This is a genomic window from Flavobacterium sp. 9R (assembly GCF_902506345.1).
Taxonomy (GTDB): domain Bacteria; phylum Bacteroidota; class Bacteroidia; order Flavobacteriales; family Flavobacteriaceae; genus Flavobacterium.
This window is the reverse complement of sequence record NZ_LR733413.1, coordinates 232,349-258,434: the sequence shown is the minus strand read 5'-3', so window position 1 is coordinate 258,434 and position 26,086 is coordinate 232,349. Positions and strand designations below refer to the sequence as shown.

The 26,086-nt window shown below is 36.7% G+C and carries 27 protein-coding genes; 13 read left to right on the top strand and 14 right to left on the bottom strand.

All coding sequences use genetic code 11. The annotated features are described in order from the left end of the window. Positions 1-63: 63 nt before the first annotated feature. The 11 genes from FLAVO9AF_RS01235 to FLAVO9AF_RS01185 all read right to left on the bottom strand — a co-directional run bounded on the left by FLAVO9AF_RS01235 (position 64) and on the right by FLAVO9AF_RS01185 (position 11,586). Positions 64-1,227 carry a sigma-54 dependent transcriptional regulator gene (locus FLAVO9AF_RS01235; RefSeq protein ID WP_159682872.1) on the bottom strand — a complete coding sequence of 388 codons (1,164 nt, stop codon included), beginning with the start codon at positions 1,225-1,227 and terminating at the stop codon, positions 64-66. Positions 1,228-1,297: 70 nt separating this feature from the next. Further along, complete coding sequence (locus FLAVO9AF_RS01230; protein WP_159682869.1) at positions 1,298-2,614, bottom strand: ABC transporter permease; 1,317 nt, start codon at positions 2,612-2,614, stop codon at positions 1,298-1,300. A 14-nt stretch (positions 2,615-2,628) separates the two neighbouring features. Further along, positions 2,629-3,549, bottom strand: a complete 921-nt coding sequence (locus FLAVO9AF_RS01225) for an ABC transporter ATP-binding protein (protein WP_159682864.1) — start codon at positions 3,547-3,549, stop codon at positions 2,629-2,631. A gap of 899 nt (positions 3,550-4,448) precedes the next feature. Beyond that, complete coding sequence (gene dnaJ, locus FLAVO9AF_RS01220; protein WP_159682858.1) at positions 4,449-5,558, bottom strand: molecular chaperone DnaJ; 1,110 nt, start codon at positions 5,556-5,558, stop codon at positions 4,449-4,451. 51 nt (positions 5,559-5,609) lie between these two features. After that, complete coding sequence (locus FLAVO9AF_RS01215; protein WP_159682855.1) at positions 5,610-6,185, bottom strand: nucleotide exchange factor GrpE; 576 nt, start codon at positions 6,183-6,185, stop codon at positions 5,610-5,612. 312 nt (positions 6,186-6,497) lie between these two features. Beyond that, positions 6,498-7,868: a histidine--tRNA ligase gene (gene hisS / locus FLAVO9AF_RS01210; protein ID WP_159682852.1), complete on the bottom strand. Its 1,371-nt coding sequence runs from the start codon at positions 7,866-7,868 to the stop codon at positions 6,498-6,500. A 355-nt stretch (positions 7,869-8,223) separates the two neighbouring features. Further along, positions 8,224-9,111 (bottom strand): CorA family divalent cation transporter, encoded by an 888-nt coding sequence (locus FLAVO9AF_RS01205; RefSeq protein ID WP_159682849.1) that lies wholly within the window; start codon positions 9,109-9,111, stop codon positions 8,224-8,226. Positions 9,112-9,279: 168 nt separating this feature from the next. Continuing rightward, on the bottom strand, positions 9,280-9,771 hold the full coding sequence (locus FLAVO9AF_RS01200; RefSeq protein ID WP_159682846.1) for a hypothetical protein: 492 nt from the start codon (positions 9,769-9,771) through the stop codon (positions 9,280-9,282). Between the two features lie 171 nt (positions 9,772-9,942). Then, complete coding sequence (locus tag FLAVO9AF_RS01195; RefSeq protein WP_159682843.1) at positions 9,943-10,212, bottom strand: nucleotidyltransferase domain-containing protein; 270 nt, start codon at positions 10,210-10,212, stop codon at positions 9,943-9,945. After that, complete coding sequence (locus tag FLAVO9AF_RS01190; RefSeq protein ID WP_159682839.1) at positions 10,209-10,853, bottom strand: hypothetical protein; 645 nt, start codon at positions 10,851-10,853, stop codon at positions 10,209-10,211. Before FLAVO9AF_RS01190 ends, FLAVO9AF_RS01195 begins: the two co-directional genes overlap by 4 nt. Before the next feature lies 1 nt (position 10,854). Further along, positions 10,855-11,586 (bottom strand): hypothetical protein, encoded by a 732-nt coding sequence (locus FLAVO9AF_RS01185; protein ID WP_236552257.1) that lies wholly within the window; start codon positions 11,584-11,586, stop codon positions 10,855-10,857. Positions 11,587-11,689: 103 nt separating this feature from the next. On the opposite strand from FLAVO9AF_RS01185, the gene FLAVO9AF_RS01180 reads away from it, so the two are divergent. Together FLAVO9AF_RS01180 and FLAVO9AF_RS01175 are read left to right on the top strand one after the other, a co-directional pair. After that, positions 11,690-11,836, top strand: coding sequence for a hypothetical protein (locus tag FLAVO9AF_RS01180; protein WP_159682832.1), 147 nt, complete (start codon positions 11,690-11,692; stop codon positions 11,834-11,836). A 547-nt stretch (positions 11,837-12,383) separates the two neighbouring features. Next, positions 12,384-13,628 (top strand): ABC transporter permease, encoded by a 1,245-nt coding sequence (locus tag FLAVO9AF_RS01175; RefSeq protein WP_201296272.1) that lies wholly within the window; start codon positions 12,384-12,386, stop codon positions 13,626-13,628. A gap of 322 nt (positions 13,629-13,950) precedes the next feature. On the opposite strand, the gene prmC is transcribed toward FLAVO9AF_RS01175, so the two are convergent. Beyond that, complete coding sequence (gene prmC, locus FLAVO9AF_RS01170) at positions 13,951-14,805, bottom strand: peptide chain release factor N(5)-glutamine methyltransferase (RefSeq protein ID WP_159682826.1); 855 nt, start codon at positions 14,803-14,805, stop codon at positions 13,951-13,953. A 36-nt stretch (positions 14,806-14,841) separates the two neighbouring features. Beyond that, positions 14,842-15,327, bottom strand: a complete 486-nt coding sequence (locus FLAVO9AF_RS01165) for a GNAT family N-acetyltransferase (protein ID WP_159682820.1) — start codon at positions 15,325-15,327, stop codon at positions 14,842-14,844. A 94-nt stretch (positions 15,328-15,421) separates the two neighbouring features. On the opposite strand from FLAVO9AF_RS01165, the gene ribD reads away from it, so the two are divergent. The 4 genes from ribD to FLAVO9AF_RS01145 are packed head-to-tail and all read left to right on the top strand — an operon-like array spanning position 15,422 to position 17,944. After that, positions 15,422-16,471: a bifunctional diaminohydroxyphosphoribosylaminopyrimidine deaminase/5-amino-6-(5-phosphoribosylamino)uracil reductase RibD gene (ribD, locus tag FLAVO9AF_RS01160; RefSeq protein ID WP_159682816.1), complete on the top strand. Its 1,050-nt coding sequence runs from the start codon at positions 15,422-15,424 to the stop codon at positions 16,469-16,471. After that, positions 16,464-17,069: an HAD family phosphatase gene (locus tag FLAVO9AF_RS01155; RefSeq protein WP_159682811.1), complete on the top strand. Its 606-nt coding sequence runs from the start codon at positions 16,464-16,466 to the stop codon at positions 17,067-17,069. Before ribD ends, FLAVO9AF_RS01155 begins: the two co-directional genes overlap by 8 nt. Before the next feature lie 9 nt (positions 17,070-17,078). Continuing rightward, entirely contained in the window at positions 17,079-17,318 is a 240-nt protein-coding gene (locus tag FLAVO9AF_RS01150; protein WP_159682808.1) for a hypothetical protein, read from the top strand. Further along, positions 17,318-17,944 (top strand): YigZ family protein, encoded by a 627-nt coding sequence (locus tag FLAVO9AF_RS01145; RefSeq protein WP_159682803.1) that lies wholly within the window; start codon positions 17,318-17,320, stop codon positions 17,942-17,944. The genes FLAVO9AF_RS01150 and FLAVO9AF_RS01145 overlap by 1 nt, the downstream gene beginning before the upstream one ends. Positions 17,945-17,974: 30 nt before the next feature. Here FLAVO9AF_RS01145 and FLAVO9AF_RS01140 read toward each other — a convergent pair whose 3' ends face one another. Next, the gene (locus FLAVO9AF_RS01140) at positions 17,975-18,379 is read right to left on the bottom strand and encodes a thioesterase family protein (RefSeq protein ID WP_064714546.1); all 405 of its coding nucleotides are present in this window, start codon (positions 18,377-18,379) and stop codon (positions 17,975-17,977) included. Positions 18,380-18,564: 185 nt separating this feature from the next. Here FLAVO9AF_RS01140 and dnaA point away from each other — a divergent pair, with 185 nt between their 5' ends. The 7 genes from dnaA (at position 18,565) to scpA (ending at position 26,046) form a co-directional block, all read left to right on the top strand. After that, complete coding sequence (gene dnaA / locus FLAVO9AF_RS01135) at positions 18,565-19,992, top strand: chromosomal replication initiator protein DnaA (protein WP_159682799.1); 1,428 nt, start codon at positions 18,565-18,567, stop codon at positions 19,990-19,992. A 9-nt stretch (positions 19,993-20,001) separates the two neighbouring features. Continuing rightward, on the top strand, positions 20,002-20,469 hold the full coding sequence (locus tag FLAVO9AF_RS01130; protein ID WP_159682796.1) for a low molecular weight protein-tyrosine-phosphatase: 468 nt from the start codon (positions 20,002-20,004) through the stop codon (positions 20,467-20,469). Positions 20,470-20,511: 42 nt separating this feature from the next. Next, complete coding sequence (locus FLAVO9AF_RS01125) at positions 20,512-21,234, top strand: SAM-dependent methyltransferase (RefSeq protein ID WP_159682791.1); 723 nt, start codon at positions 20,512-20,514, stop codon at positions 21,232-21,234. Between the two features lie 299 nt (positions 21,235-21,533). Then, on the top strand, positions 21,534-22,142 hold the full coding sequence (udk, locus tag FLAVO9AF_RS01120) for a uridine kinase (protein WP_159682788.1): 609 nt from the start codon (positions 21,534-21,536) through the stop codon (positions 22,140-22,142). 29 nt (positions 22,143-22,171) lie between these two features. Continuing rightward, on the top strand, positions 22,172-22,504 hold the full coding sequence (locus FLAVO9AF_RS01115) for a septum formation initiator family protein (protein ID WP_159682783.1): 333 nt from the start codon (positions 22,172-22,174) through the stop codon (positions 22,502-22,504). Between the two features lie 10 nt (positions 22,505-22,514). Next, the gene (locus FLAVO9AF_RS01110) at positions 22,515-23,879 is read left to right on the top strand and encodes a methylmalonyl-CoA mutase subunit beta (protein ID WP_159682776.1); all 1,365 of its coding nucleotides are present in this window, start codon (positions 22,515-22,517) and stop codon (positions 23,877-23,879) included. A gap of 40 nt (positions 23,880-23,919) precedes the next feature. Then, positions 23,920-26,046, top strand: a complete 2,127-nt coding sequence (gene scpA / locus FLAVO9AF_RS01105; protein WP_159682773.1) for a methylmalonyl-CoA mutase — start codon at positions 23,920-23,922, stop codon at positions 26,044-26,046. Positions 26,047-26,086: the final 40 nt, after the last annotated feature.

Genomic DNA, 26,086 nt, shown 5'->3' with positions numbered 1-26,086 from the left:
AAATCTTGAAAAATTAAAAGATTTATTGCATTTAATAATCATTACATTTTTCAATCTTTACATTTATTTTGATGCAAATAACTTCACATCCGTTTCAGATATTTCACTTCCTCCCAGAATTATTAAGCGTTCCACTACATTGCGTAACTCTCGAATATTTCCTGTCCAATCGTATTCTTGCAGTAAGCTAATGGCAGCTTCAGAGAATTTTTTCACAGCATTGCCTTGTTCTGAAGCAATTTTCTCTGCAAAATGTGTAACCAACATCGGAATATCGGTGCGACGTTCATTCAAAGCAGGAACTTTAATCAAAATAACCGCCAAACGGTGGTACAAATCTTCTCTAAAACGACCTTCAGCAATCTCTTGTTTCAAATCTTTGTTAGTTGCAGCTACCACACGAACATCCACTTTAATGTCTTTGTCTGCTCCCACTCTCGTAATCATACTTTCTTGCAACGCACGCAATACTTTGGCTTGAGCCGAAAGACTCATATCGCCAATTTCATCCAAGAAAATAGTGCCTTTATCTGCTGCTTCAAACTTTCCTGCTCGGTCTTTTACAGCCGAGGTGAAGGCGCCTTTGACGTGTCCAAACAACTCACTTTCTATCAATTCCGATGGAATAGCAGCACAATTCACTTCGATTAAAGGAAAACTAGCGCGTTCGCTTTTCTCGTGCAATTGATGCGCCACCAATTCTTTTCCAGTTCCGTTAGGCCCTGTAATTAATACTCTAGCTTCGGTAGGAGCCACTTTATCAATCATCATTTTGATATGATTAATGGCTTCGCTCTCGCCAATCATTTCGTAGTTTTTGCTGACTTTCTTCTTTAGAATTTTATTCTCAACTACTAATTTTTTGCGGTCCAAGGCATTGCGAACGGTATTCAACAATCGATTCAAATCGGGCGGTTTCGAGATATAATCAAAAGCTCCCAAACGCATCGTATTGATGGCCGTTTCCATATCACCGTGGCCTGAAATCATCACCATTGGAATCTCAGGTTTGATTTTTTTGACAGCTTCTAATACTTCCACCCCGTCTAATTTTGGCATTTTGATATCGCAAAGCACCAAATCATAATCGGTATTTTTTATTTTCTCTAAACCTACAGCGCCGTCTTCAGCTTCGTCTACTTGATAGGCATCATTTTCTTCTGAAAGAATTTTGACCAAAACTCTACGAATCGCTGCTTCGTCTTCTATAATTAATATTTTACTCATTCTTAACAATTTTCAAATTTTAAAAATTCCAAATTCCAATAGTTGGATTTTGGGATTTACTTTTTGGAATTTAATACTTCAACCACTTATACAATTCTTTCCAACTTGGTTTTTTGCCGTACATCAAAATACCTACGCGATAAATTTTGGAAGCAAACCAAACTACCAATAAAAACGTTCCGAATAAAAGTACCATCGAAAGCAAAATTTGCCACAAAGGTACGCCAAAAGGAATGCGCATTAGCATCACGATTGGCGATGTCAAAGGCACAATCGAGAAAATGGTAGCTACCGTGCCGTGAGGGTCATTGATTACGGTAAAAAACCCGATGTAAACGCCCAAAATCAAAGGCATAATAATCGGTAACAAAAACTGTTGCGAATCGGTTTCGTTGTCAACAGCGGCACCAATTGCAGCATAAAAGGAACTGTACAAAAAGTAGCCTCCAATGAAATAAATCACAAAACAAGTCAGCAAAGTCCCAATCGGAAGATTCCATAATTCGGCTATATACAATTGCGCAGTACTAGCTATTTCGTGTTGTGCTGCTTGCATTACTTCGGGTGGAACTTTAGAAGTAGGTCCTAAATTAACACCGAAAAACAAGGAAGCACCCAAAAACAATCCCAAACCTATAATCGCCCAAATTAAAAACTGAAGAATACCCGCCAATGAAGTTCCAATGATTTTACCCATCATCAACTGAAAAGGTTTTACCGAGGAAATAATGATTTCGATGATACGATTAGTTTTTTCTTCGATTACGCTTCGCATCACCATATTGCCATAAATCACAATAAACATCATAATCAAATACCCAAAGGCACCACCAATGGCAATTTTAATTTCATTCAATCCTTTCAAACTTTCCTCACCCGAGGCTTTACTCAAACTGATGTTGATATTGGACTGTGCTTTATGTATCGCCACCGTATCCAATTTTGCGGATTGAAAATTAAGTTGGGTAATTTTTTTATCCAAAATGTCCTGAACTTCCTCAATAAAAGTGATACTTGGACTATCATTGGATATGAATTGAATCTTCTTGTCCAAATCGGCAATAGATGCCGTTTTAGGAATTTGCAACACGCCTTCAAAACGCTCTTGCGTGATGCTATCTTTGAGGGCTTTAACGTCCAAAACCGACAAATCCAAATACTGGTATTCGCTATCTTTTTTATTTTTAGCCATAAAATCGGCAACAAACAAACCCGTTTCGTCGTGAACCGCAATTTGCTTGGTATCGGCTTTCATAGACGCCAAATAGCTAACAAAAACAGCAATTCCAACAAACAATAACGGACTCAAAAAAGTCATTACGATAAACGATTTGTTGCGCACCTTGGCTATAAATTCTCTTTTTATGATAAGGGATAATTTGCTCATTATTTTTATAGAATTTACTCGGTTACAGTTTTAATAAAGATATCGTTCACACTTGGAATTTTTTCCACAAAATGCGTCACTTGACCACGTTGCGTAAGGACTTGCAACAATTCGTTGGGTGTCCCAGTACCTAGCTGAATTTCTAATTTCAATTCTTGATTCAATGACTTGAAATTGGCTGGACCTACGGTAAACTTCTGCGTCAAATCATACATTAAGCCTTCTACATTATCTGTCAAAATCCCCACTTCAAAACTATTGGAGCGGTATTGGCGCTTTACTTCTTCCAATTTGCCCTCAATGAGTTTATTCGATTTATGAATCAAAGCGATATGGTCACACAATTCCTCTACACTTTCCATTCTATGGGTAGAGAAAATGATGGTCGTACCTTTTTCTTTTAATCCTAAAATCTCATCTTTGATAATATTCGCATTCACAGGGTCAAAACCTGAAAAAGGCTCATCAAAAATCAACAATTTGGGTTGGTGCAACACACACACCACAAACTGAATCTTTTGCGCCATTCCTTTGGACAACTCCTCGATTTTCTTGTTCCACCAGCCTTTGATGTCTAATTTCTCAAACCAATAGTCCAACTGAATTTTAGCCTCTTTTTTAGAAAGACCTTTCAATTGCGCCAAATACAAACACTGCTCGCCTACTTTCATCGATTTGTACAAGCCTCTTTCTTCGGGAAGATAGCCGATTTGCTGAATGTGATGGGGTTGTAATTTTTCGCCATCCAAAAGCACTTCGCCACTATCGGGCAACGTAATCTGATTGATGATACGAATTAAAGAGGTTTTTCCGGCACCATTAGGTCCTAATAAACCATAAATACTGCCTTTGGGTATCGTAAGCGAAACGGAATTAAGGGCAACATAATCGCCATATTGCTTCACTACATTTTTTACCTCGAGAATACTACTCATAGCTTGATTTTTAGAATTGCAAAAATAGGTAATTAGTAGTCAACAATGCCCAATTGTTACAGAAAATGCTGCTTTTTACAGCAATAAAACTAGACGAACTTCAACCCTAAACTTGATGTCGTTTCCTATTTTTCAGGAGCAGCACGAATCGATATTTCAATCACGAGTCGTCCCGCTTTCCGCTACAATCTTTGCTGCCGAACCCCGGCATCAAAGGATTTCCACTATAATCCTTTAGATTTGCTAAATAAATTTAAATTACTTTTAATCAACAACCAAACTGACAAAGTGAACCTTCTCTTCGATCAAAGTTAGCTACTTATGCCCCGATTAGGACTTTGTCAGTTTTATTGAANGTTCATTTTTTACAGTTTTGCCTTGATTAGGCTAAGAGCAGACAGGTTTATTTGAAAAGAAACCTATCTTGATAAATTTATGATGTTTACGAATAAAAATAACTTATGAAAGGCACAACAAACCTTCGTGTAATTCTTATTCGAAGGCTTGTTATGTCTTTTTTTTAAACTAAAAAATAAATAAATTTTTAGTTTGTATATATCATAGTAATCGGGGCTAAAAAGTACGTTTTGCTATTTCAATTACCTTTTTAATGCCAACCAAATTTGAACCGCAAATTCGCAAATTATCCCAACCATAAATACATTTAAAATTTGAACACCTACAAGGTCAAAAAAAGACCTTGCAGGAAAGACTGCAACAAAACTCTTTTTTTTGAAATTCCCAACCTGCAAGGTTTCCAAAACCTTGTAGGTCTTTCGCCTTACTCAATATTCTAAAATTTGCGAATTTGCGGTACTACAATTTTCAAAAACAAAACAGCAAAAAAAATCCCTATGCTACAAAAACATAGGGATAAATATAAAATAAGATTAAAAAAATTAAGAAAACATATCTTTAACTTTCTCAAAGAATGATTTGTCTGATTTTTCAGGATGCGGCGTGAAATTATCGTCGTTCAACGCATTTTCAAAGAATTGTTTTTGTTCTTTGTTCAATGTTTTTGGCGTCCAAACATTCACGTGAACTAATAAATCGCCACTTCCGTAACCATTGATACTTGGAATTCCTTTTCCTTTCAAACGCAATATTTTCCCAGATTGAATACCTTCTTCTAATTTGATACGCACTTTTCCATTCACCGCTTCAATATCTTTAGAAATACCCAAAACCGCTTCAGCAAAACTGATGTACAAATCGTAGTGTAAGTTCTCTCCTTCACGTTTCAAGAACTCGTGCTCTAACTCTTCAATCGCTACAATCAAATCGCCAGGAATACTATTCCCAGGAGCATCATTTCCTTTTCCAGAAACTTTCAATTGCATACCGTCAACTACACCTGCTGGAATTTTGATCGAAACTGTTTCGTCTTCTAAAATCATTCCTTGCGCATCGGCATTGTTTGGTTTTTTATCCAAGATTTGTCCTGAACCTCCACAAGACGGACAAGTAGACGCCGATTGCATACGTCCCAAAATAGTATTGGTCACACGCATCACTTGACCTTGACCATTACAAGTAGAACAGGTTTTATAGGAAACGCCAGGTGCTTGCACCTTACGCTTAACTTTTACTTTTTTCTCAACACCATTGGCAATTTCTTCTAATGTCAATTTGACTTTAATTCGCATATTGCTTCCTTTGGCACGACGAGGACCTCCGCCTCCGCCTCCGAAACCACCAAAGCCACCTCCGAAAATATCTCCGAATTGACTAAAAATATCATCCATATTCATACCGCCGTGACCACCACCGAATCCGCCAGCTCCATCAAAAGCTTGATGACCATACTGATCATACTTGGCTTTCTTTTGCGGATCGCTTAACACTTCATAGGCTTCGGCAGCCAATTTGAATTGCTCTTCGGCTGCAGGATTGTCAGGGTTTTTGTCAGGATGGAACTCTAATGCTTTTTTTCGGTACGCTTTTTTGATTTCAGCATCCGAAGCACTCTTAGATATCCCTAATATTTCGTAAAAATCTTTTTTCATTTTATATGGTGCTATTACATTTAGCTACAAATGCGCTACTTTGAATTCTGATTATTGTCCAATTACCACTTTTGGGAAACGAATAATTTTATCGCCTAATTTGTATCCTTTCTCCAATACGTCTACAATTTTACCTTTCAAGTCGTCTGATGGCGCAGGAATTTGAGTGATCGCTTCTGCAAAATCAGCATCAAATGCATCTCCAGCTTTTACGTCAACTACTTCTAATCCTTTGGTTACCAAAGTTCCTTTTAGCTTTTCGTGAATCAATTCCACACCTTTAGCTAATAATTCATCCTCAGATTTGTTGATTTCAACCATTGCACGATCAAAATCGTCCAAAACAGGTAACAAAGCCAATAAAACTTCTTGACTCGCTGTTTTGAATAACTCAATACGCTCTTTTGTCGTACGTCTTTTGTAATTTTCAAATTCAGCGAATAAGCGCAAGAATTTATCTTTTTCTTTGGCTAAATCTTGTGCTAATTGTTCCTCAACACTTAATTCTTCAATGATTAGTTGCTCTCCATTTGCATTATTCTCTAACGTTGCATCATCTATTTCTTGATCGAACTCTGTATTTTCAGTAGTCATATTGCTTTTATTTTTAAAAAATTTTTTAAACATTATTTTTGATTCTTTTCATTTATTGTCAAAAGTGTTGCCAAAACTAATAAAATGTCAAATTGTCATATATAAAACAAAACGATTTTAGCATCAAACAAATACAACTTCTAACGATTTTACGAACTTCTTAAAAATTTAATATAATTTTAAGACTATCACGAAATAGTTTACCTAAATTTGTCAATCTATTATTTCGACCTAATAATTTATATACAGAGAATTATTCCCGTTTTTAGTTAATTATTAATTCAGCATTGTTTATAATAAAAAAAGCTTCGTTTATCAAAACGAAGCTTTTTTTGTTAGTATTCCTTATGACAAATAGGACTTAAGAGACTCATAATCAAGAACTACTTGTTCTCCAGAAACTAAATTTTTAACTGAAAAAGTACTCGATTCTAATTCTTGTGTCCCTATAATCACTGCAAACGGAATGCCTCTTTTGTCAGCATATTGCAATTGTTTGCCCATTTTGACAGCATCAGGATACAATTCTACTTTAATGCCTTCTGCTCTAAGTTTTTGAATGGTTTGCATCGCAGCAAAAGCTTCTGTTTCGCCGTAGTTCACAAACAACGCTTTTGAAGTAGCGGCAACCGTATCTGGGAACAATCCCAATTCTTCGATTACCAAATAAATACGGTCCAAGCCGAAAGAAATCCCCACACCACTCATATTTTTTAAACCAAAAATACCAGTTAAGTCGTCATATCTTCCTCCGCCGCCAATGGAGCCCATAGCAACAGTTTTAGGTGGGGCAATTTCAAAAATAGCTCCTGTATAATAATTCAATCCTCTTGCCAAAGTCACGTCCAAATCTAACTGTGCAGTTGCAAGTCCGAGTTGGGTTACTTTTTCGCAAATGAATTGCAATTCTTCAACACCTTTCATCCCTTCTACTGAAACAGAAAGCAATTGTGATAGTTGGTTGATTTTCTCAGCAATCGTTCCTGTAAAACTAAACAACGGTTGCACTTTAGCAATCGCTTCTTCAGAAATGCCTTTTTCAATCATTTCTTTCTTCACACCGTCTTCGCCAATTTTATCCAGTTTATCCAATGCAACTGTAAAATCAATCAGCTTATCCGAAGCGCCAATCACCTCAGCAATTCCAGATAAAATTTTACGATTATTGATTTTGATGGTCACACCTTCTAATCCTAAAGCCGTAAAAACGGTGTCATACAATTGTACCAACTCCACTTCTTGCCACAACGATTTGGAACCAACCACATCAGCATCGCATTGAAAAAATTCTCTAAAGCGACCTTTTTGCGGACGATCAGCGCGCCACACGGGCTGAATTTGATAGCGTTTGAACGGAAACTCAATTTCACTTTGATGTTGTACCACGTAACGTGCAAAAGGAACAGTCAAATCATAACGCAAAGCTTTCTCAGAAATACTCGCGGTCAATTTTAAACTGTCTTTGTTTTCTAAATGCGTCGCATTGGCTTTTGACAAATAATCTCCCGAATTCAAGATTTTAAAAATCAAGCGGTCGCCTTCTTCACCATATTTTCCCATCAAAGTATCTGAATTCTCGAAGGATGGAGTCTCTATAGGTTGAAAGCCAAATTTTTCAAAGTTGCTTTTTATCGTTTGAATAATGTACTGTCTTTTGGCCACTTCGGCTGGCGAAAAATCGCGCGTTCCTTTGGGTATACTGGGTTTTGAAGCCATTGTAAAATGAATTTTCAATTAGGTTTGCAAATATCTTACTTTTTAAAAGAAATCCTATCCAAAAAAAGTGGGTTTTATTATCATACAACAAACCAATCTTGTTTTTGAACCATTTAAGGCATTTAAGGTCATATAAGTTTTTAATTATGTAGAAATAATTTTTTACCACATAGGAGAAACATAGAATTTATAGTCTTTAAAAGAATAAGATAGACGTTTTACTATTCACATAGCGATACTATGTGCAAAATAGACCTATTTCTATTCATTCTTTGCCTAGTTAGTGTAATCTATGATGCTCCTATGTAGTTGCTTTTTAATGTGATTACCCAAACAGTTGAAAATAGAACTTAAATCAAAGAATGCGTTTTCTTTTGAACCAAAAATAGATAACCAAAGCAATAACGACCATCACGCCCAAGGTCATAAAATAACCCAAAGGCCATTGAAGTTCGGGCATATTTTCAAAGTTCATTCCGTAGATACCTGCAATAAATGTTAAGGGTAAAAAGAAAGCCGAAAAGATGGTCAATAACTTCATTACATCATTGCTTTTTTGTGCGTTGACCGAAAGATAGGTATTCAGTAAATTGTTCGCATTTTCAAGCACTTCGTCATAATTGAGCAGCAAACTCAGCAGCTTGTCTTTGATGTCTTGCAAAGCGGTTTTTGAAGACTCGCTCACTTCGAGTTGGTGAATGACATTTTGAAAAATCTGCAATAGTTTTTTGGTGATACGGGTTTGCGCTTTCAAAAAATACAGTTCTTCTAAGGAGATTTTAGAATAATCTTGCAGGAAAATCGTCTTTTCGATTTGAATGATTTTTTCGTCTAAGTCATTCAAAGGCACTTGATAAGTTTCTACCATTTTGTGGATGAGATAAATCAAAATCTCTTCGGGTGTTTTGTGGTCTTTTTTTACCGTTTCCAAAAACGCAAACGGACTGCGATGAATCGTGATGATTTTGTGTCCGTTGTAAAAAAAGGCAATTTTATGCGATAATTCATTGATGGTTGTCGCTTTACTGGCCATTCTCGGCGTAAAAGCCCTCAGAATTAAAAAATTATAATTGGGCTGTTTTTCAAATTTGGGCAAGTGGCCTCGCTCCAAACTGTCTTTAATTTGAAAATAATCCAACTGGTATTCTTGGGCGATTTTATCTAGATTTTCTTTGTTGGGTTGGCAAATGTCTATCCAAACAAAGTTGTCGAATTGTATTTTTGTGAGGGTTGGTGGTGTCATTTTAGTTTTTGGTGTGAATTGATGCGCTCATCGAAAGTTAAAGAAACCAAATATGAGAAGCATCACGAATTTTCATTGGGAGACGAATATAGAAAAAAGTTAGAGGACTTTATAACGCGATTTTGAATTATTGTCAGCGTCATTTCATATTCTATCTAGGTTTTAATTCTATTCACTATACTCTTTAGTTATTTCAAATAATTCTAAAAACTTTTCTTCTAACTTTCTCTTTTTTCTTTTATTGTACCATACGGAAAAAAGCGAGGATACAATCCAAAATGAATTAAAAACCACATATACTTCAATTGGAGCTTTAGTTGAATCAAAAAAAAACACCGAATTTACCGCAATACAAGCCAAAATCGGAAAAAATTTTATCCAAATCTTATGAAATTTAGAAGGCGAAACGATGTTATAGTTTACCGTTACGGTAGCATTCACTTTTTTATACTTCCCTTTTAAGATATAAAAGGTAGGTGTTATTGTACTGTTCGCAGTTAATCGAAACGAAGTCTCATCATAATTCCCATAAAAAGGTTTGGAGGTTTCCCCAAACATTGTAAAAACAGACAATGGACTTAATTTTAGTTTAAGAGAGCCGATATCCAAATTTTCTTTAATTCTGTTACGAAACTCGCTAAGGGATAATTTTGAGGTCATTTTTAAAAAGGGCTATCGGGCTTAAAGCGTTTAGTCATCGGACAAGTCGCTGATTAAACATTTTGATTTTTATCTAGTTGACATTTGTCAATCTATAACATCAAAAAATAAAACGCTAAACATTTTTTTTTAGTCTTTGTTTTTTTTTAAAGAAAAATAATATTTAACTAATTATATCCTAACAGCTTTTACTTTCTCGACAAATTTAATTTCTTTCTCTTCGTCAATACTCAAAAACATTAAATCAAAAATTTCAAAAGTATCTATTTTTTTAAAATCAGATCGTACCGAACTTATCTGTTCCATAGTATCGTATATTATCAAAACATCTATATCGCTATATCGGATATCATTCTCAATGAAAGAACCAAAAAGGTAAAAATCATAATTAGAATATTGTTTCGAAATTTTTCTTATCTCTGAATTTACATATGTTTTCATGATTTATTCAATTCAACATATAATTCTGACCAATTATAAAGTGGAACATTTAGCATACTTGCTACAGTGTATGCTTGAGAGGTAATCCGACCACTTGGATTTGAAGCTAAGATTGCATCAAAACTATTAAAATCGTCTTGTAATTTACGAATCGATTCTGCATTAACCTCATAATCGTTTGTCGCAACAATAACTATAAATTGTAAATCTCTTTTAAAAATTTTCAGTCTTTTGTTATCTAGTCTTACAACTTTTACAACTTTAGAGTGCTGTTCAAGACCTCGAAGAATGAATTTTACATCCCTATGAAGATATGGCCAGTTTTCACTTTGAGAGATAACTCTATACAAGTCACTTAAGCTTCCAAAACTTATTTTACAATCATCTAGAAAGCTATAAATTTCTCCTTTATAGATAGCCCCCGATTTAATATTTAATATAAAATCCAATCTATATTTTTCAACGATTTTATTTATATTTTCCAAATTCAATTCAGCAAAAGAAAAAGAACCTACCCTTATGAAACTGCCATTTATCCTCTTTATAATTATTACTTCGTCTTCATTTATATCAACTGAAGATACTTCATCATGAATTTTAATTTTTTCTAATGCCCATTTTGACAAGCTAGGTTCAATCATATTATTCAAATATATTATTCATTTTTAATGGGAATGTTGCACCACTCAATTCATTATCGTTTATATGCTTATCTTCAAAGTCTCGAACGTGTTGTTTAAAGTTTGCAAATACAATTTCTTCATCTGGATTTAATAAATCATAATTAGCTTCAACTATTCCCAAAATCTTTCTATTATTTGGAAGAATTGTCGAAAGTATTCCTTCTTTCCATTTTTTTGGATTCTCACTTTCTGGATTAAACCTTTCATCAGTTAACGGACCTACTGTATCAAATATAACTTTATTCTCCAACATAATTTTTCTTAAAACTTTTCTTATTGACTCTCTCTCTTCAAACTTTTTAATTCCAAAAAGATCCTTTATTCTTCTTGAATGATTCGATTTCCATTTTTTTAAAAGGCTATCCGAAAATTCACTTTCTACTTTATCAATTTTAGTGTGACAATTTGGACATAGAAGAATTAAATTTTCAAATTTCCCTTTTTCAGATTTTGTCAAAGTTATTGAATTTCGTGGTCCATCATTACTTGCACCAATTATATGAGCCATTTCTGCAATATGAAAATTACTTTCTCCTAAATTGTGAAACAAGGGAAGATTACATTCTGGGTTTTGGCAATATCCGCCAGAATCAGCAAAAAGTTGAAGTTTTACATATGGACTTGGAGATGCCTTTCCTCTTTTACACGACATAGTTTTAATTTTTTTTTCATACAACTCTTTCTTAGACAAAATCCATCTTCCTATAACACTCCCAAATCATCACAATCAACAAAAGTTGGTTTCGTAGTAAGAATCCAAATATAACACTAATCCCTTACAAAAATTGATAAAAATGATTCCTTTTAGGGATATAATTCCAACCAAACGTTTTGGTGTTCCTACTGCCCTAGCCCCGATTGTAATGGAAAGCCCGGAGCGCCAAAAGCCAATTTTTCTTGACCTAAAAGAGCGACCAACGGAAGCTCCTTTTGGGGCGTAGAAAAATGGCTTATGGTGCGAGGACTTGTAATGAAAAGCGGGAATAGCTCCTAAAAATAAACATATAAGTCATTGGATTTTTTTCTGAAGCTTTATTGTGAACCATATAAGGAATTTAAGGGCATATAAGTTTTATTTTAAAACTGTGAAATTTAACCGCAAGGAACGCAAAGTTTTACGCAAGGTTCGCAAAGCATAAAACATATAAGTCATTGGAGTTTTTTTGAAACTTTATTGTGAACCATATAAGGGCATTTAAAGGCATATAAGTTTTATTTAAAAGCTGTAAAATTTAACCGCAAGGTTCGCAAAGTTTTACGCAAAGTTCGCAAAGCTATCAAACATATAATCGTAGAAGTTTTTATTGAAGCTGTGAAATTTAACTGGAAAAGAAACAAAGATGTCAGCCAAGTTCGGAAAGAAAAACTTAAATGCTCTTATATGCCTTATATGGTTTTTAAAAAAAATAGAAGGCTTGTGGATTTGAAATTTAGTGTTTTTTGAAAACCAAACTTGTAACAAAAATTGTATTTTCGTGACAAACTTATATGATGCTAAAATTATTCAAAGAAAATATTAAAATTGCGTTGGGTTCAATCAAAACGCAATTGCTGCGTACCATTCTTACGGTACTGATTATTGCTATTGGAATCACGGCTTTGGTGGGAATTTTGACCGTGGTGGCGGCCTTAGAAAATCAAATTTCGTCGGATTTTGCCTCGATGGGTGCCAATACCTTCAACATCAATCAATACGAAAATACGACGCGAAACCGTGGCGGCGGCGAACGAGAAATCATCAACCCGATTATCTCTTACCCAGATGCCGTGGCGTTTAGAAACAAATACAAATATCCTTTTACCGAGACTTCGATTTCGTTTACCGCAAGCTCGGCCGCCGAAGTGAAATACCTCAACACCAAAACAGACCCAGAAAACAAAATTGTAGGCGTAGACGAAATGTATGCGGTGAATTCGGGATTGGATTTTAGTGCGGGACGAAATTTTACGAGTTTTGACATTGCCAACAATGCCTTTGTGTGTATCGTAGGTTCGGATTTTGAGAAAGGACTTTTGAAAGACGTCAATCCTATCGACAAAGTCATTTCGATTCGCGGAGCCAAATTCAGAGTCATTGGCGTACTCAAAGAAAAGGGTTCCACTTTTGGCAACAGTCAGGATTTGCGCGTGTTGATTCCGATTCAAGTAGCGCGTTCGCTCTTTAGTGCTCCCAACATCAATTACAGTTTGAGCGTAATGGTGGGCAAAAAAGAATTACTAGACCAAGCCGTAGACAACGCCACTAGCGTAATGCGTCGCGTGCGAAAATTAAGCCCCGTAAAAGACAACAACTTTGGTGTAGTGCGCAGTGATGATTTAATCAACCGTATTTTAGGTATCACTCAATATTTAGGGTTAGCTGCTTGGCTCATCGGGGTGATTACCATTTTTGGTTCTTCCATCGCTTTGATGAATATTATGATTGTTTCGGTAACCGAAAGAACCCGAGAAATTGGCGTTCGAAAAGCCTTAGGCGCCAAGAAATCGACCGTGGCGATTCAGTTTTTTATCGAAACCTTACTCATTGGTCAAATCGGCGGACTGGTCGGAATCTTTTTCGGAATCTTAATCGGTTTTGGTATCGCGAGCGCAATGGATTTTGCCTTCGTTATTCCGTGGGGCGCCATCTTAGCTGCTTTTGCTACTAGTTTTATGGTGGCCATTGTTTCTGGATTGTATCCAGCTATAAAAGCTTCGAAACTCGACCCAATTGAAGCATTGCGATACGAATAAATATTTGGGCGTGACCCCATAAAAAAAAGGGACCCACTCAGCAATTGTGCTAGTCGGTCCCTTTTTTTATGCGGTCGGGCTATACGCGCTACTTCGGTAGCCAGCTGCTATCCCTCACGCAAAACAACGAGTAAAGATTTCAAATTTGACATCAAAAATTATCAATCAACAACCAAATCCATACTTCTTTTTGTACAAAAACTAGATTAAAATACTCTAGAAGTACTGTCAAATCGAGCGCAGTCGAGATTCACGAACTGTTCTCGACTGCGCTCGAACTGACAAAAAATAATGAATTAAATATTTCACAGCAAGTCCTCAGCTACAAAAAAGCCAAAATCATCCTGTCATTCCCGTAAATGTCTTTACGTAATTCAACGTTTTGAAAGCCTAAATCTTTTAACAAATCAACCGTTTCTTTGCCCAAATACTGATTGATTTCAAAAAATAACTTTCCGTTGGGACGCAAACTTTTCAATGCTAACGCTCCAATTTTTCTGTAAAAAATCAAAGCATCATCATCGGCTACAAACAAAGCCAAATGCGGTTCATACTCCAACACATTGTTCTTGATTTCTTGTTTTTCCAAATTGCGAACATAAGGTGGATTCGAAACAATGACATCATAGCTTTCCAACAAATCGGTTGTTTCCAAAATGTTTTGAAGTATAAAATTCACTTCAACTCCGTTTAACTTGGCATTGCCCTTAGCAACCTCCAAAGCCTTTTCAGAAACATCAATAGCCGAAACTTTCGCCACTGACAACTGCTTTTTCAAACTAATCGGAATGCAGCCACTTCCCGTTCCAATATCAAGAATTGAAAATTCTGCTGTTGTATCTGTTTTGCCACAATCCTCAAGAATCCATTCGACCAACTCTTCGGTTTCGGGTCTTGGTATCAACACATTTTCATTGACTTCAAAATCCAATCCATAAAAACTGGTTTTTCCTAAAAGGTACTGTATCGGGATTTCTTTTTTTAAATCTTCTAAAATGCTGTTCCAAACCACAAGTTCCACCTCCGAAAAAGTCAAATCGGGTTGTAACGCCAAATCGATTCTTTTGAGCTGATGCTTGGCTTCCAAAATTAGATAGAAAAAACTTTCGGCCTCGCCTTCCTCATAAATAGAAGAAAGTTCCTGAATAAAATGAGTTCTGTAGGCTCTTATTGTCATAATTTATAGTACTAAATATCGAATTAATGGAAGAGTTTACAAATCTTTCAGCATCCAAACGGGACAACTGCTATGACCTGTATTGCCCATAGCACTGCACAAATACTCAAAACCTGTTTTCTTATACAACTTTTGAGCGGAATGCATAAACGGCATCGTTTCGAGGTAACATTGCTCAAAACCGAAGTCTTTTGCGGCTTGCAAACAAATAGCCATCATTTCGCTTCCAATTCCTTTTCCACGTGTGGCAGGTAAAAAGTACATTTTTTGCAATTCGCAAATGGTTTCTTTTTCATTGGCCAAAGGCGCAATACCTGCACAACCAACTACTTCGCCTTCCTGCTCTACCACAAAATAAACAGAACGTGGCTTGTTGTATTCCTCAAACATCAAATCCAAATAAGGGTCTTCGTAAGCGGTGCCTACTTTTGGAATTTCCAATTCATCAAAAACAGCTCGTATTAACTGGGCCACGGCAGGATTGTCTTTCTTTTCAATTTTTCTAATAGTCCAAGATGTCATTGTACTTTATCTTCTTTGGTTAGTCTGACAAAAATAGCATTGTTAATTGACAAATTAGCGAAATCTAACGCCCAAAAAATAGTACTTTTGCATAGTGAACACAAATGAAACTTATATAAAACGTTGCATCGAACTAGCCAAAAATGGCTTAGGCACTACGTACCCTAACCCGATGGTAGGAAGCGTAATTGTCGCCAATGGAAAAATTATTGGCGAAGGTTGGCACAGAAAAGCCGGAGAACCTCACGCAGAAGTGCACGCTATTAATTCGGTAAAAGACAAATCGCAATTAAAAGACGCTACTATTTATGTAAGTCTTGAACCTTGCAGTCATTTTGGGAAAACACCACCTTGTGCTGATTTAGTTGTTCGAAGTGAAATTCCTAGAGTGGTAATAGGAACCGTTGACCCTAACCATCAAGTGGCAGGTAAAGGCATAGAACGTTTGAAAAATGCGGGCATTGAAGTGACTGTTGGTGTACTCGAAAAAGAATGCCAAGAACTCAACAAACGCTTTTTTACGTTTCACAACCAAAAACGTCCCTACATTATCCTAAAATGGGCCGAAAGCCAAGATGGTTTCATCGCTCCATCGCCAAAACCGAATCAAGAACGCGCCCCGATTTGGATTACCAATAGCTATTCACGTCAATTGGTACACAAATGGCGCAGCGAAGAACAGGCGATTTTGGTGGGAACAAAAACCGTGCTTGCAGACAATCCAAAATTAGACACTAGAAATTGGTTTGGTCAAAATCCTACAAGAATAATTATTGACAAAGAAGGACGCATACCAGAGGACAGTTTTGTTTTGGACCAAAGTGTTCCTACACTGATTTTTACAACAAATAAGCACAATGAAAACAAGGAGAATTGTATTTTTGAAACTCTAGATTTCAATCAAAACATTGTACCACAACTCCTGCAAAGGTTATATGAGCACCGCCTTCAATCTGTTATTATTGAAGGTGGCACCACTACCATTCAGCATTTTATCGATTTGAATATGTGGGATGAAGCACGGATTTTTATTGGAGCAATTTCTTTTCATTCAGGAACAAAAGCACCGATACTCCAAAAAAAGAATCCAAATAAGTCAACTATTGCAAATGACGAACTTTTAATACTTAGCAATTATGATTAATGCCATCATTTTTGATTTTGGAGATGTATTTATCAATCTAGACAAGCAAGCCACGCAAGACCAGTTACAAGCATTGGGTCTCAAAGCTTGGAATGAAGAATTGGACGCTCTAAACATCGCTTTTGAAAAAGGCGATTGTACACGAGAAGCTTTTTTAAACGGTTTTCAAAAACAAATTCCCAATGCGAGTCACGAAGAAATTCTTGAGGCTTGGAATGCGGTTTTGCTTGATTTTCCTTTGTATCGTCTAGAGTTTTTACAATTATTGTCACAAAAATACCGCTTGTTTTTGTTGAGCAATACCGATGCGATTCATATTGACACTTTTGAACAAAAAACAGGAAGTTCGTTTTATGGCGCTTTTTACCAATGTTTTGAAAAAGTGTATTTTTCTTTTGAAGTAGGAATGCGAAAACCCGATGCAGAAATTTACTTGCACGTTTTGCAACAAAATGATTTGTCTCCCAAAAGAACCTTGTTTGTAGATGATAAAAAAGAAAACACTGATGCAGCTCAAGCTCTCGGACTTCAGGTTTGGAATCTGCAAGTCGGTAAAGAAGATGTAGTCGATTTATTCGAAAAGAACAGCTTGGGATAAAACTTTAAAATGTATCCAAAAAAGCCAACTGCTGCTCCTGTAGCCCCGATTGCTTCGCCAGTTCGCTTCGCTCGTGTGCAGCGGCATCCTTTTTTTATACCCTTGATTAATGACAATACTTCCGACAAGGGTATAAAAAAAGATATAGCGGATAGCGGGAACCCATACCTACTGAAAATGCCTTGGGTGGGGCTCCAAAAAAAACTACTTTTGCATCAAAAAAAATCCCTTTTGGAGAAGTACACCTAATGAAAGACACCTACCAAACCATTGCTGCACCCAACGAACCCATACTGTTTAAGGAGAAAAACAGCAAGTTTTTTGGCTATACGTTTCCGATTAGCAGCGAGGAGGAAGTAAAACCCATTATTGAAATACTCAAAAAAGAACATCCGCATGCGGTGCATTATTGCTATGCGTATCAAATTGGGACCGAATCGGTGGTTTTTAGGGCTAATGACGATGGGGAACCAAGCAATACGGCCGGGACGCCAATTTATGGACAAATTCAATCGTTTGGTTTAACGAATATTTTGATTGTGGTGGTTCGCATCTTTGGCGGAACCAAATTAGGAGTGGGCGGATTAATTGCCGCATACAAAACCACAGCTCAATTAGCGATAGAAGCGAGTGAAATTGTGGAGAAAACTATTGATGTCTTTTTCGAAATCACTTTCGATTATAAGAACATGAACAAAGTCATGCGCGTTATTAAAGAAAAGCAACTTCAAATTGTGAATCAAGAAATGGAAATTGATGCCGAAACAAATTTACCGATTGGCAAAATTGAATGCTGTATTCGAAAAAAAAATGCCGAAATGGTATTCGACATTTTTGAAAATATGTTTGAAATACAAATCGCAAAAAAAAGATAAAATAGTGCTTTTGGTCGATGATTTTTGTCGTTAATCGATGGTTTTTAATAATTCCAAAATATAATCTGGAGGAGCGACTGGACGACCCGTTTTTAAGGACACAAAAACCAACACAAATTCGGCAGTTGTTAATAACTCTTGTGCTTCGTTATAAATTGCGCAATCAAATTCTATCTTCACAGACGTCTGACTTTTGAAACGAGTGTGTACTGTCAGCAAATCATCATAGCGCGCCGATTTTTTATAATTAATATTCATAGAAACAATGGGAAGTGCAATTCCGTTTTCTTCCATCACTTTATACGAAACTCCTTTATTTCTAAGCCATTCCACGCGTCCTATCTCAAAATAAGGGATGTAATTGCCGTGATAAACGACTCCCATTTGATCGGTTTCTGAATAACGAACACGTACTTCTACTTGGTGATCTTTCATTAGTTATGCTTTAAAAAATTTAAATTTTGAAATGCCCCTTACGACATTTTTTTCTAAAATAATTGTCCAATATATTTTTTTATACAAAAAATTATTCACACTTTTGTTAACCTGAAAATTGCGAAAAACACATATGATTTTTTGCTAAAAACAACAACTAAAGTTAAAATAATTTCGCCAAATCTATGAATAAAACTGCACAATCGGTATGGGAAAACTGTTTATCTTTTATAAAGGACAATATCCAAGAGCAAGCATACAAAACTTGGTTTGAGCCTATTAAATCAGTTGAGCTAACCGACAATGCTTTATACATTCAGGTACCTAGTAAATTTTTCTACGAATGGCTAGAAGAACACTACGTGAAATTGTTAAAAGTTGCCCTTACCAAAGAACTAGGTAAGAACGCTAAATTGCTTTACAAAATCAAAATGGAGAACACTTATGGCAACAAACAACCGTTTACAGAACAGTTACCAAGTGCCAATCGAGTGGTTATGAAACCACAGGAAGTGGACGCTCCTATCAAAAACTTAAATCCAGAATTAAAAAATCCTTTTGTGATTCCTGGTATTCGTAATTTAAAAATCGAATCTCAATTAAATCCTAACTACAGCTTTGATAATTTCCTAGAAGGAGATTCAAATAGATTGGCTCGTTCGGCGGGTATGGCTGTTGCCAACAAACCGGGTGGAACATCTTTCAATCCGTTATTAATTTTTGGTGGCGTTGGATTAGGAAAAACGCACTTAGCTCACGCTATTGGTGTAGAGATTAAAGACAAATATCCTGAAAAAACGGTTTTATACATTTCAGCCGAAATTTTCACACAACAATATATCGACTCGGTTAAGAAAAACAACCGTAACGATTTCATTCACTTCTATCAATTAATCGACGTGTTAATTATAGACGATGTTCAGTTTTTATCTGGAAAATCAGGAACTCAAGATGTATTTTTCCACATCTTCAATTATTTGCACCAAAACGGTAAGCAAGTAATTTTGACTTCGGACAAAGCTCCTGTTGATATGCAAGATATTGAGCAACGTTTGTTGTCTCGTTTTAAATGGGGATTATCGGCAGAGTTACACCAACCTGATTACGAAACTAGAATTTCGATTCTTAAAAATATTTTGTATCGTGACGGTGTTGAAATTCCTGATGACATCATTGAGTATGTTGCTAGAAATATCAAGTCAAACGTTCGTGAATTAGAAGGCGCTATCATTTCGTTAATCGCACAATCTTCTTTCAACAAAAAAGAAGTAACCATTGAGTTGGCCAAAAGTGTGGTGGAGAAATTTGTCAAAAACGTCAAAAGAGAAATCTCTATCGATTATATTCAAAAAATTGTTTCGGATTATTTCCAACTGGATTTAGAAACCCTACAATCTAAAACCAGAAAAAGACACGTGGTTCAAGCCCGCCAATTAGCAATGTTTTTTGCCAAAAAATTCACTAAAGCATCATTAGCGAATATTGGTTCACAAATAGGCGATCGCGATCACGCTACAGTTTTACACGCTTGTAAAACAGTAGACAACTTAGTAGCGACAGACAAACAGTTCAAAAAATTTGTTGACGATATCAACTCTAAATTAACGCTATAAACGCGGATTATGCCTGTAAAGATTTTAATGGTATGTTTAGGCAATATTTGCCGTTCTCCCTTGGCAGAAGGAATATTAGCCTCAAAACTACCAGAGGATCAATTCCTTGTTGATTCTGCCGGAACAGGCTCTTGGCACATAGGCCATTCGCCAGACAAACGCTCCATTGCAGTAGCAGAGCACCATAACCTTTCGATTGCTCACCAAAAAGGGAGACAATTTAGCACAAAAGATTTCGACACCTTCGATTATATCTATGTAATGGACGCCTCCAATTATGATACTGTGATTGAAATGGCCAAAAACGACACCCAGAAAAACAAAGTTCAAATGATTTTGAACGAATTATTTCCAGGAGAAAATGTCGATGTACCCGATCCATACTACGGCTTAGCCAATGGTTTTGAAAATGTATACCAAATGCTAGACGAAGTTTGCGATGTAATTGCTACTAAATTAATAGCCAAACACGGTTAACACTTTATCAAATTCCCTTTTATCACCATTAGCACAAAGGCTATGACTACAACTTCTTCTTTCGGTAAACTGTATTTAATTCCAACCACTATGGGCGATTGCGACCCTATGGATGTTTTGCCGCAAACCATCAAAAGAAGCATCGATTTTATTGACCATTATATCGTAGAAAACGAAAAAACGGCCAGAAAATCAATCAAAATAGTGCAACCTGAAAAAAAGCAATCCGAGTTGGTGCTTTTTACCCTAAACAAGCATACCGAAAACAAAGAGCATTTGGCTATGATCAAACCTTTGCTTGAGGGAAAAAATATGGGATTAATGAGCGAAGCCGGTTGCCCTGGCGTAGCCGATCCTGGAGCAGTCATTGTAAAAATCGCACACGACAAAGGCATACAAGTCGTTCCCTTGGTTGGTCCTTCCTCTATCCTACTAGCACTTATGGCTTCTGGAATGAACGGCCAAAGCTTTACCTTCAACGGCTACTTACCTATCGAAAAGGAAGAGAAAAAATCGGCATTAAAGTTTTTAGAAAAATTATCTTTAGACAAAAACCAATCGCAAATTTTCATCGAAACCCCGTATCGCAACAACAAACTACTCGAAGATTTGATTCAAATCCTACATCCCGAGACCCATCTTTGCGTAGCGACCGATATCACCTTACCTACTGAATACATCAAAACCAAAAAAATAGCCGCTTGGAAAAAAGAAAAAGTAGACTTACACAAGCGTCCGACTATTTTTATTGTGCATAAAATGTAAATAAGCCAACATATCTTGTGATTTTGTTTGTATAAGGAGCAGAAAAAATACGCTTATCAGGAAACATCGTCCCGTGATCCGCTCTATCTTTGCTGCCAAACCATGTCAGCAAAGGATGCCACTCCTCCCGGGGCTAAAAGGCAAAAAAAAAAGCATTCTTGCAAGCAGTAAAAAAACACTCTTTCACAATTTATTTCCTAATCATTTAATTAGCAAGTCTTTCAAAAATAGTCCGCAAAAACAAATCCGTATCTCTTTTAATTCTTATTTTTGTAACAAATTTTAAAAGTAAAGTTAGTATGCTCATCATAGGAATTGCAGGAGGAACCGGAAGTGGAAAAACAACAGTAGTACATCAAATCATGAACGAGCTACCTGATGCTGAAGTAGGCATTATCTCTCAAGATTCTTATTACAAAGAGAACAAAAATATGAGTTATGAGGAGCGTTCGAACATCAACTTTGACCATCCTAGAGCTATAGATTTTGAACTGCTTGTTACGCATTTAAAAGAACTAAAACGAGGCAACATCATTAATCAACCTGTTTACTCGTTCATCAAACACAACAGAACAGACGACACCATTGTGACTCACCCACGAAAAGTAATGATTGTTGAAGGCATTCTAATTTTCACCAATCCAGAACTAAGAGATTTGTTCGACATCAAAGTTTTTGTACATGCAGATTCTGATGAGCGATTAATTCGTAGATTACGCCGTGATATATCAGAAAGAGGACGCGATATGGAAGAAGTATTGAGCCGCTACCAACATACTTTAAAACCTATGCACGAACAATTTATTGAACCAACCAAAGCCTACGCAGACATCATTATTCCTAATGACAAGTTCAACACCGTAGCTATTGATGTCGTTCGTGCGGTTATTAATCAACGTATCTTGTAAAATTTAATTTCTTACATAAAACCTTAACAATGAATAATCCTTACAAAGACAAAAGATGGTTCAAAATACTCAGTAACAAATACATTTGGGTTTCTTTGTTTTTTATTGTTTGGATGACTTTTCTAGACAACTATTCTTATTTTGATCACCGAATTCTTGATAAAGAAATAAATGAGTTAAGGGAAAACAAAGAATACTATCAAGAAGAAATTAAAAAAGACAAACAACACATCCAACAATTACACAATTCTGAGCAAGTAGAAAAATATGCTCGCGAAAAATACTATATGAAAAAAGATAGCGAAGACATCTATATCATAGAATTTGAAGGCGATAGCATTACTAAAAACGACCCCAACTAATACAATTACAATGGCGAACAATCTATTTGAAGATTTCAATCCTGTTTCGGCAAAACAATGGAAACAAAAAATACAATTTGAACTCAAAGGTGCCGACTATAACGAAACAGTGATTTGGAATTCCCCCGAGGAAATAAAAGTAAAACCATTCTACGACAAAGAAGATTTAAAAGCTAATGTAGGTAGCAACACCCAAGCAACAGCGTTTACTATTTGTCAAAACATCTTTGTACACGACTTAGATAAATCTATAGAAAGAGCTTTAGATACCATTCAACGTGGCGCAACTAGCCTCCGATTTACAATTCCAAATGAAAACATCGCTGTAGAAAAATTACTTGCAGCACTTCCTTTAGCTACAACAACCCTATATTTTCATTTCCAATTTCTTTCAATCGATTTCGTTAAAAAAATCGATCAAATTGCCAAAGAAAAAGAAGCTACGATTTTCTGCTTATTGGATCCTATCGGACAATTAGCCCAAGACGGCAATTGGTTTTCATCAGCAGAAAAAGACAATTTCGAAACCCTTAAATCGCTTTTTAACAGTACCCAAAATTGCTCACTATTGAGTGTCAATATGGGCTTGTATCAAAATGCAGGAGCCAATATGGTTCAGGAAATCGCATATGCTTTAGCACAAGCCAATGAATACTTCAACCATATTCCAAACTGTAAAAAAAGCGTAGTGTTTCAAGTGGCTGTAGGAAGCAACTACTTTTTTGAAATTGCAAAGTTAAGAGCCATTCGTCAACTTTTTGAAATCGTATCCACTGCCTATGAATCGGATATCGATTGTCATATTCTAGCCACTCCTACTAAAAGAAACAAAACGATTTACGACTACAATGTCAATATGCTACGAACCACAACAGAATGCATGAGCGCCATTTTGGGAGGAGCTGATGCAGTGGCTAATTTACCTTATGACGCCTTGTACCACAAAGACAATGAATTTGGAGATCGTATTGCTAGAAATCAATTGTTGATTTTGAAAAACGAGTCGTACTTCGATAAAGTCAATAATCCTGCTGATGGAAGTTATTACATAGAAAGCATTACACAACAATTGGCAGAAAAAGCGCTTCAATTGTTTAAAGACATCGAGAAAAACGGTGGTTTCTTAAAACAATTGAAAGAAGGCATCGTCAAAAGAAAAATCCAAGAAAGCGCCGACAAAGAACAAGCTTTATTTGATGCTGGTAAAAAAATATTATTGGGAACCAACAAACATCCCAACCCAACCGATCGGATGAAAAACGATTTGGAATTGTTTCCTTTTGTAAAAATCAATCCACGAAAAACACTGATTACCCCGATAATTGAAAAACGTTTGGCCGAAAAAATCGAACAAGAACGACTCGCCACAGAGTAAGCTTATTCCAACCAAAACGTTTCACCATTACTATTCAGCCATGAAAAGAAAAGACCTTCAACATATTACCTTAGACCATTCCGCAAAAAGGGCTAGTATCCCTAATCAAGAGCCTTTCCTAACAGCGGAAGGTATTACGATTCCACCTACCTATTCTGAAAAAGACATTGAAACCTTAGAGCATTTGGACTTTGGGGCTGGTTTTGCTCCTAACTTACGCGGCCCCTATGCTACAATGTATGTGCGTAGACCGTGGACGATTCGCCAATATGCGGGCTTTTCTACTGCCGAAGAGAGCAATGCTTTCTACCGACGCAATTTAGCCGCGGGCCAAAAAGGATTGTCCATTGCTTTTGATCTTCCTACACACAGAGGCTATGATTCGGATCACGAACGCGTGGTTGGAGACGTTGGAAAAGCTGGTGTAGCCATTGACACTGTAGAAGACATGAAAGTGTTATTTGATCAAATTCCACTACAAGAAATGTCGGTATCCATGACTATGAATGGGGCCGTTTTGCCTATTATGGCTTTTTATATTGTAGCAGCAGAAGAACAAGGCGTATCTCCGGAACAACTTTCGGGAACGATACAAAATGACATTTTAAAGGAGTTCATGGTACGAAATACCTATATCTATCCTCCTACTCCTTCTATGAAAATCATTGCTGATATTTTTGAATTTACCAGCAAGAAAATGCCAAAATTCAACTCTATATCCATCTCTGGTTACCATATGCAAGAAGCGGGAGCTACAGCAGATATTGAGTTGGCTTACACCCTAGCCGATGGTTTAGAGTACATTCGAACGGGTTTAGCAACTGGAATGAAAATTGATGAATTTGCGCCAAGATTATCCTTTTTCTGGGCCATTGGAATGAATCATTTTATGGAAATTGCCAAAATGCGTGCGGGCAGAATGTTGTGGGCTAAACTGCTAAAAGAATTCAACCCTGCGGATGAAAAATCATTGGCCTTGCGAACCCATTGCCAAACTTCTGGTTGGAGTTTAACCGAACAAGACCCTTTTAACAACGTAGCACGAACCGTAGTCGAAGCGGCTGCAGCTGCTTTTGGAGGAACTCAATCATTACATACTAACGCACTAGACGAAGCCATTGCGTTACCTACCGATTTCTCAGCGAGAATTGCAAGAAATACCCAAATCTATTTACAAGAAGAAACCCAAATTACGAAAACTGTAGACCCTTGGGGAGGCAGCTATTATGTAGAAAGCCTTACGAATGAAATTGCCGAAAAAGCTTGGCAATTGATTCAAGAAGTAGAAGCCTTGGGAGGAATGACCAAAGCCATTGAAGCCGGTATTCCAAAGTTGAGAATTGAAGAAGCTGCCGCTAGAAAACAAGCGCGAATCGACAGCGGACAAGATATTATTGTAGGGGTCAATCAATACCGATTGGAAAAAGAAGACCCATTGCAGATTTTAGATGTAGACAACCAAATGGTTCGCAAACAACAATTGGCGCAATTGGAAAAAATCAAAGCCAATAGAGACTCCGAAAAAGCAAAAAGTAGTCTCGAAAAATTGATTCATTGTGCCAAAACCAATGAAGGAAATTTATTAGAAATAGCCGTTGAAGCTGCACGAAACCGAGCAACCCTTGGCGAAATAAGCGATGCCTTAGAAACAGTTTTTGGACGTTACAAAGCACAAATTAAATCCTTTAGTGGCGTGTATAGCAAAGAAATTAAAGACGACAAAAGTTTTGAAAAAGCCAAGCAACTAGCCGATGCTTTTGCCAAACAAGACGGAAGAAGACCCCGAATCATGATTGCCAAAATGGGACAAGATGGTCACGACCGTGGAGCCAAAGTAGTAGCCACAGGTTATGCCGATGTAGGTTTTGACGTGGACATTGGCCCATTGTTTCAAACACCAGAAGAAGCGGCCAAACAAGCCGTAGAAAACGATGTACATGTTCTTGGTGTCTCGTCCTTGGCCGCAGGTCACAAAACCTTAGTTCCACAAGTGATTGAAGAACTCAAAAAATACGGTCGTGAAGATATTATGGTCGTAGTAGGTGGCGTCATACCAGTTCAAGACTACCAATTCCTGTTTGATGCTGGAGCCGTTGCCGTTTTTGGTCCTGGAACTAAAATTAGCGAGGCTGCAATTAGTATTTTGGAGATATTGATGGAGGAATAATTGTATTTTCAAACCTGACAGGTTTTAATAACCTGTCAGG

Bases quoted from the DNA above. Each gene is read 5' to 3' on its own strand.
- FLAVO9AF_RS01235 (WP_159682872.1), bottom strand. From the start codon at position 1,227: ATGAGTAAAATATTAATTATAGAAGACGAAGCAGCGATTCGTAGAGTT.
- FLAVO9AF_RS01230 (WP_159682869.1), bottom strand. From the start codon at position 2,614: ATGAGCAAATTATCCCTTATCATAAAAAGAGAATTTATAGCCAAGGTG.
- FLAVO9AF_RS01225 (WP_159682864.1), bottom strand. From the start codon at position 3,549: ATGAGTAGTATTCTCGAGGTAAAAAATGTAGTGAAGCAATATGGCGAT.
- dnaJ (WP_159682858.1), bottom strand. From the start codon at position 5,558: ATGAAAAAAGATTTTTACGAAATATTAGGGATATCTAAGAGTGCTTCG.
- FLAVO9AF_RS01215 (WP_159682855.1), bottom strand. From the start codon at position 6,185: ATGTTTAAAAAATTTTTTAAAAATAAAAGCAATATGACTACTGAAAAT.
- hisS (WP_159682852.1), bottom strand. From the start codon at position 7,868: ATGGCTTCAAAACCCAGTATACCCAAAGGAACGCGCGATTTTTCGCCA.
- FLAVO9AF_RS01205 (WP_159682849.1), bottom strand. From the start codon at position 9,111: ATGACACCACCAACCCTCACAAAAATACAATTCGACAACTTTGTTTGG.
- FLAVO9AF_RS01200 (WP_159682846.1), bottom strand. From the start codon at position 9,771: ATGACCTCAAAATTATCCCTTAGCGAGTTTCGTAACAGAATTAAAGAA.
- FLAVO9AF_RS01195 (WP_159682843.1), bottom strand. From the start codon at position 10,212: ATGAAAACATATGTAAATTCAGAGATAAGAAAAATTTCGAAACAATAT.
- FLAVO9AF_RS01190 (WP_159682839.1), bottom strand. From the start codon at position 10,853: ATGATTGAACCTAGCTTGTCAAAATGGGCATTAGAAAAAATTAAAATT.
- FLAVO9AF_RS01180 (WP_159682832.1), top strand. From the start codon at position 11,690: ATGATTCCTTTTAGGGATATAATTCCAACCAAACGTTTTGGTGTTCCT.
- FLAVO9AF_RS01175 (WP_201296272.1), top strand. From the start codon at position 12,384: ATGATGCTAAAATTATTCAAAGAAAATATTAAAATTGCGTTGGGTTCA.
- prmC (WP_159682826.1), bottom strand. From the start codon at position 14,805: ATGACAATAAGAGCCTACAGAACTCATTTTATTCAGGAACTTTCTTCT.
- FLAVO9AF_RS01165 (WP_159682820.1), bottom strand. From the start codon at position 15,327: ATGACATCTTGGACTATTAGAAAAATTGAAAAGAAAGACAATCCTGCC.
- FLAVO9AF_RS01155 (WP_159682811.1), top strand. From the start codon at position 16,464: ATGATTAATGCCATCATTTTTGATTTTGGAGATGTATTTATCAATCTA.
- FLAVO9AF_RS01150 (WP_159682808.1), top strand. From the start codon at position 17,079: ATGTATCCAAAAAAGCCAACTGCTGCTCCTGTAGCCCCGATTGCTTCG.
- FLAVO9AF_RS01145 (WP_159682803.1), top strand. From the start codon at position 17,318: ATGAAAGACACCTACCAAACCATTGCTGCACCCAACGAACCCATACTG.
- FLAVO9AF_RS01140 (WP_064714546.1), bottom strand. From the start codon at position 18,379: ATGAAAGATCACCAAGTAGAAGTACGTGTTCGTTATTCAGAAACCGAT.
- dnaA (WP_159682799.1), top strand. From the start codon at position 18,565: ATGAATAAAACTGCACAATCGGTATGGGAAAACTGTTTATCTTTTATA.
- FLAVO9AF_RS01130 (WP_159682796.1), top strand. From the start codon at position 20,002: ATGCCTGTAAAGATTTTAATGGTATGTTTAGGCAATATTTGCCGTTCT.
- FLAVO9AF_RS01125 (WP_159682791.1), top strand. From the start codon at position 20,512: ATGACTACAACTTCTTCTTTCGGTAAACTGTATTTAATTCCAACCACT.
- udk (WP_159682788.1), top strand. From the start codon at position 21,534: ATGCTCATCATAGGAATTGCAGGAGGAACCGGAAGTGGAAAAACAACA.
- FLAVO9AF_RS01115 (WP_159682783.1), top strand. From the start codon at position 22,172: ATGAATAATCCTTACAAAGACAAAAGATGGTTCAAAATACTCAGTAAC.
- FLAVO9AF_RS01110 (WP_159682776.1), top strand. From the start codon at position 22,515: ATGGCGAACAATCTATTTGAAGATTTCAATCCTGTTTCGGCAAAACAA.
- scpA (WP_159682773.1), top strand. From the start codon at position 23,920: ATGAAAAGAAAAGACCTTCAACATATTACCTTAGACCATTCCGCAAAA.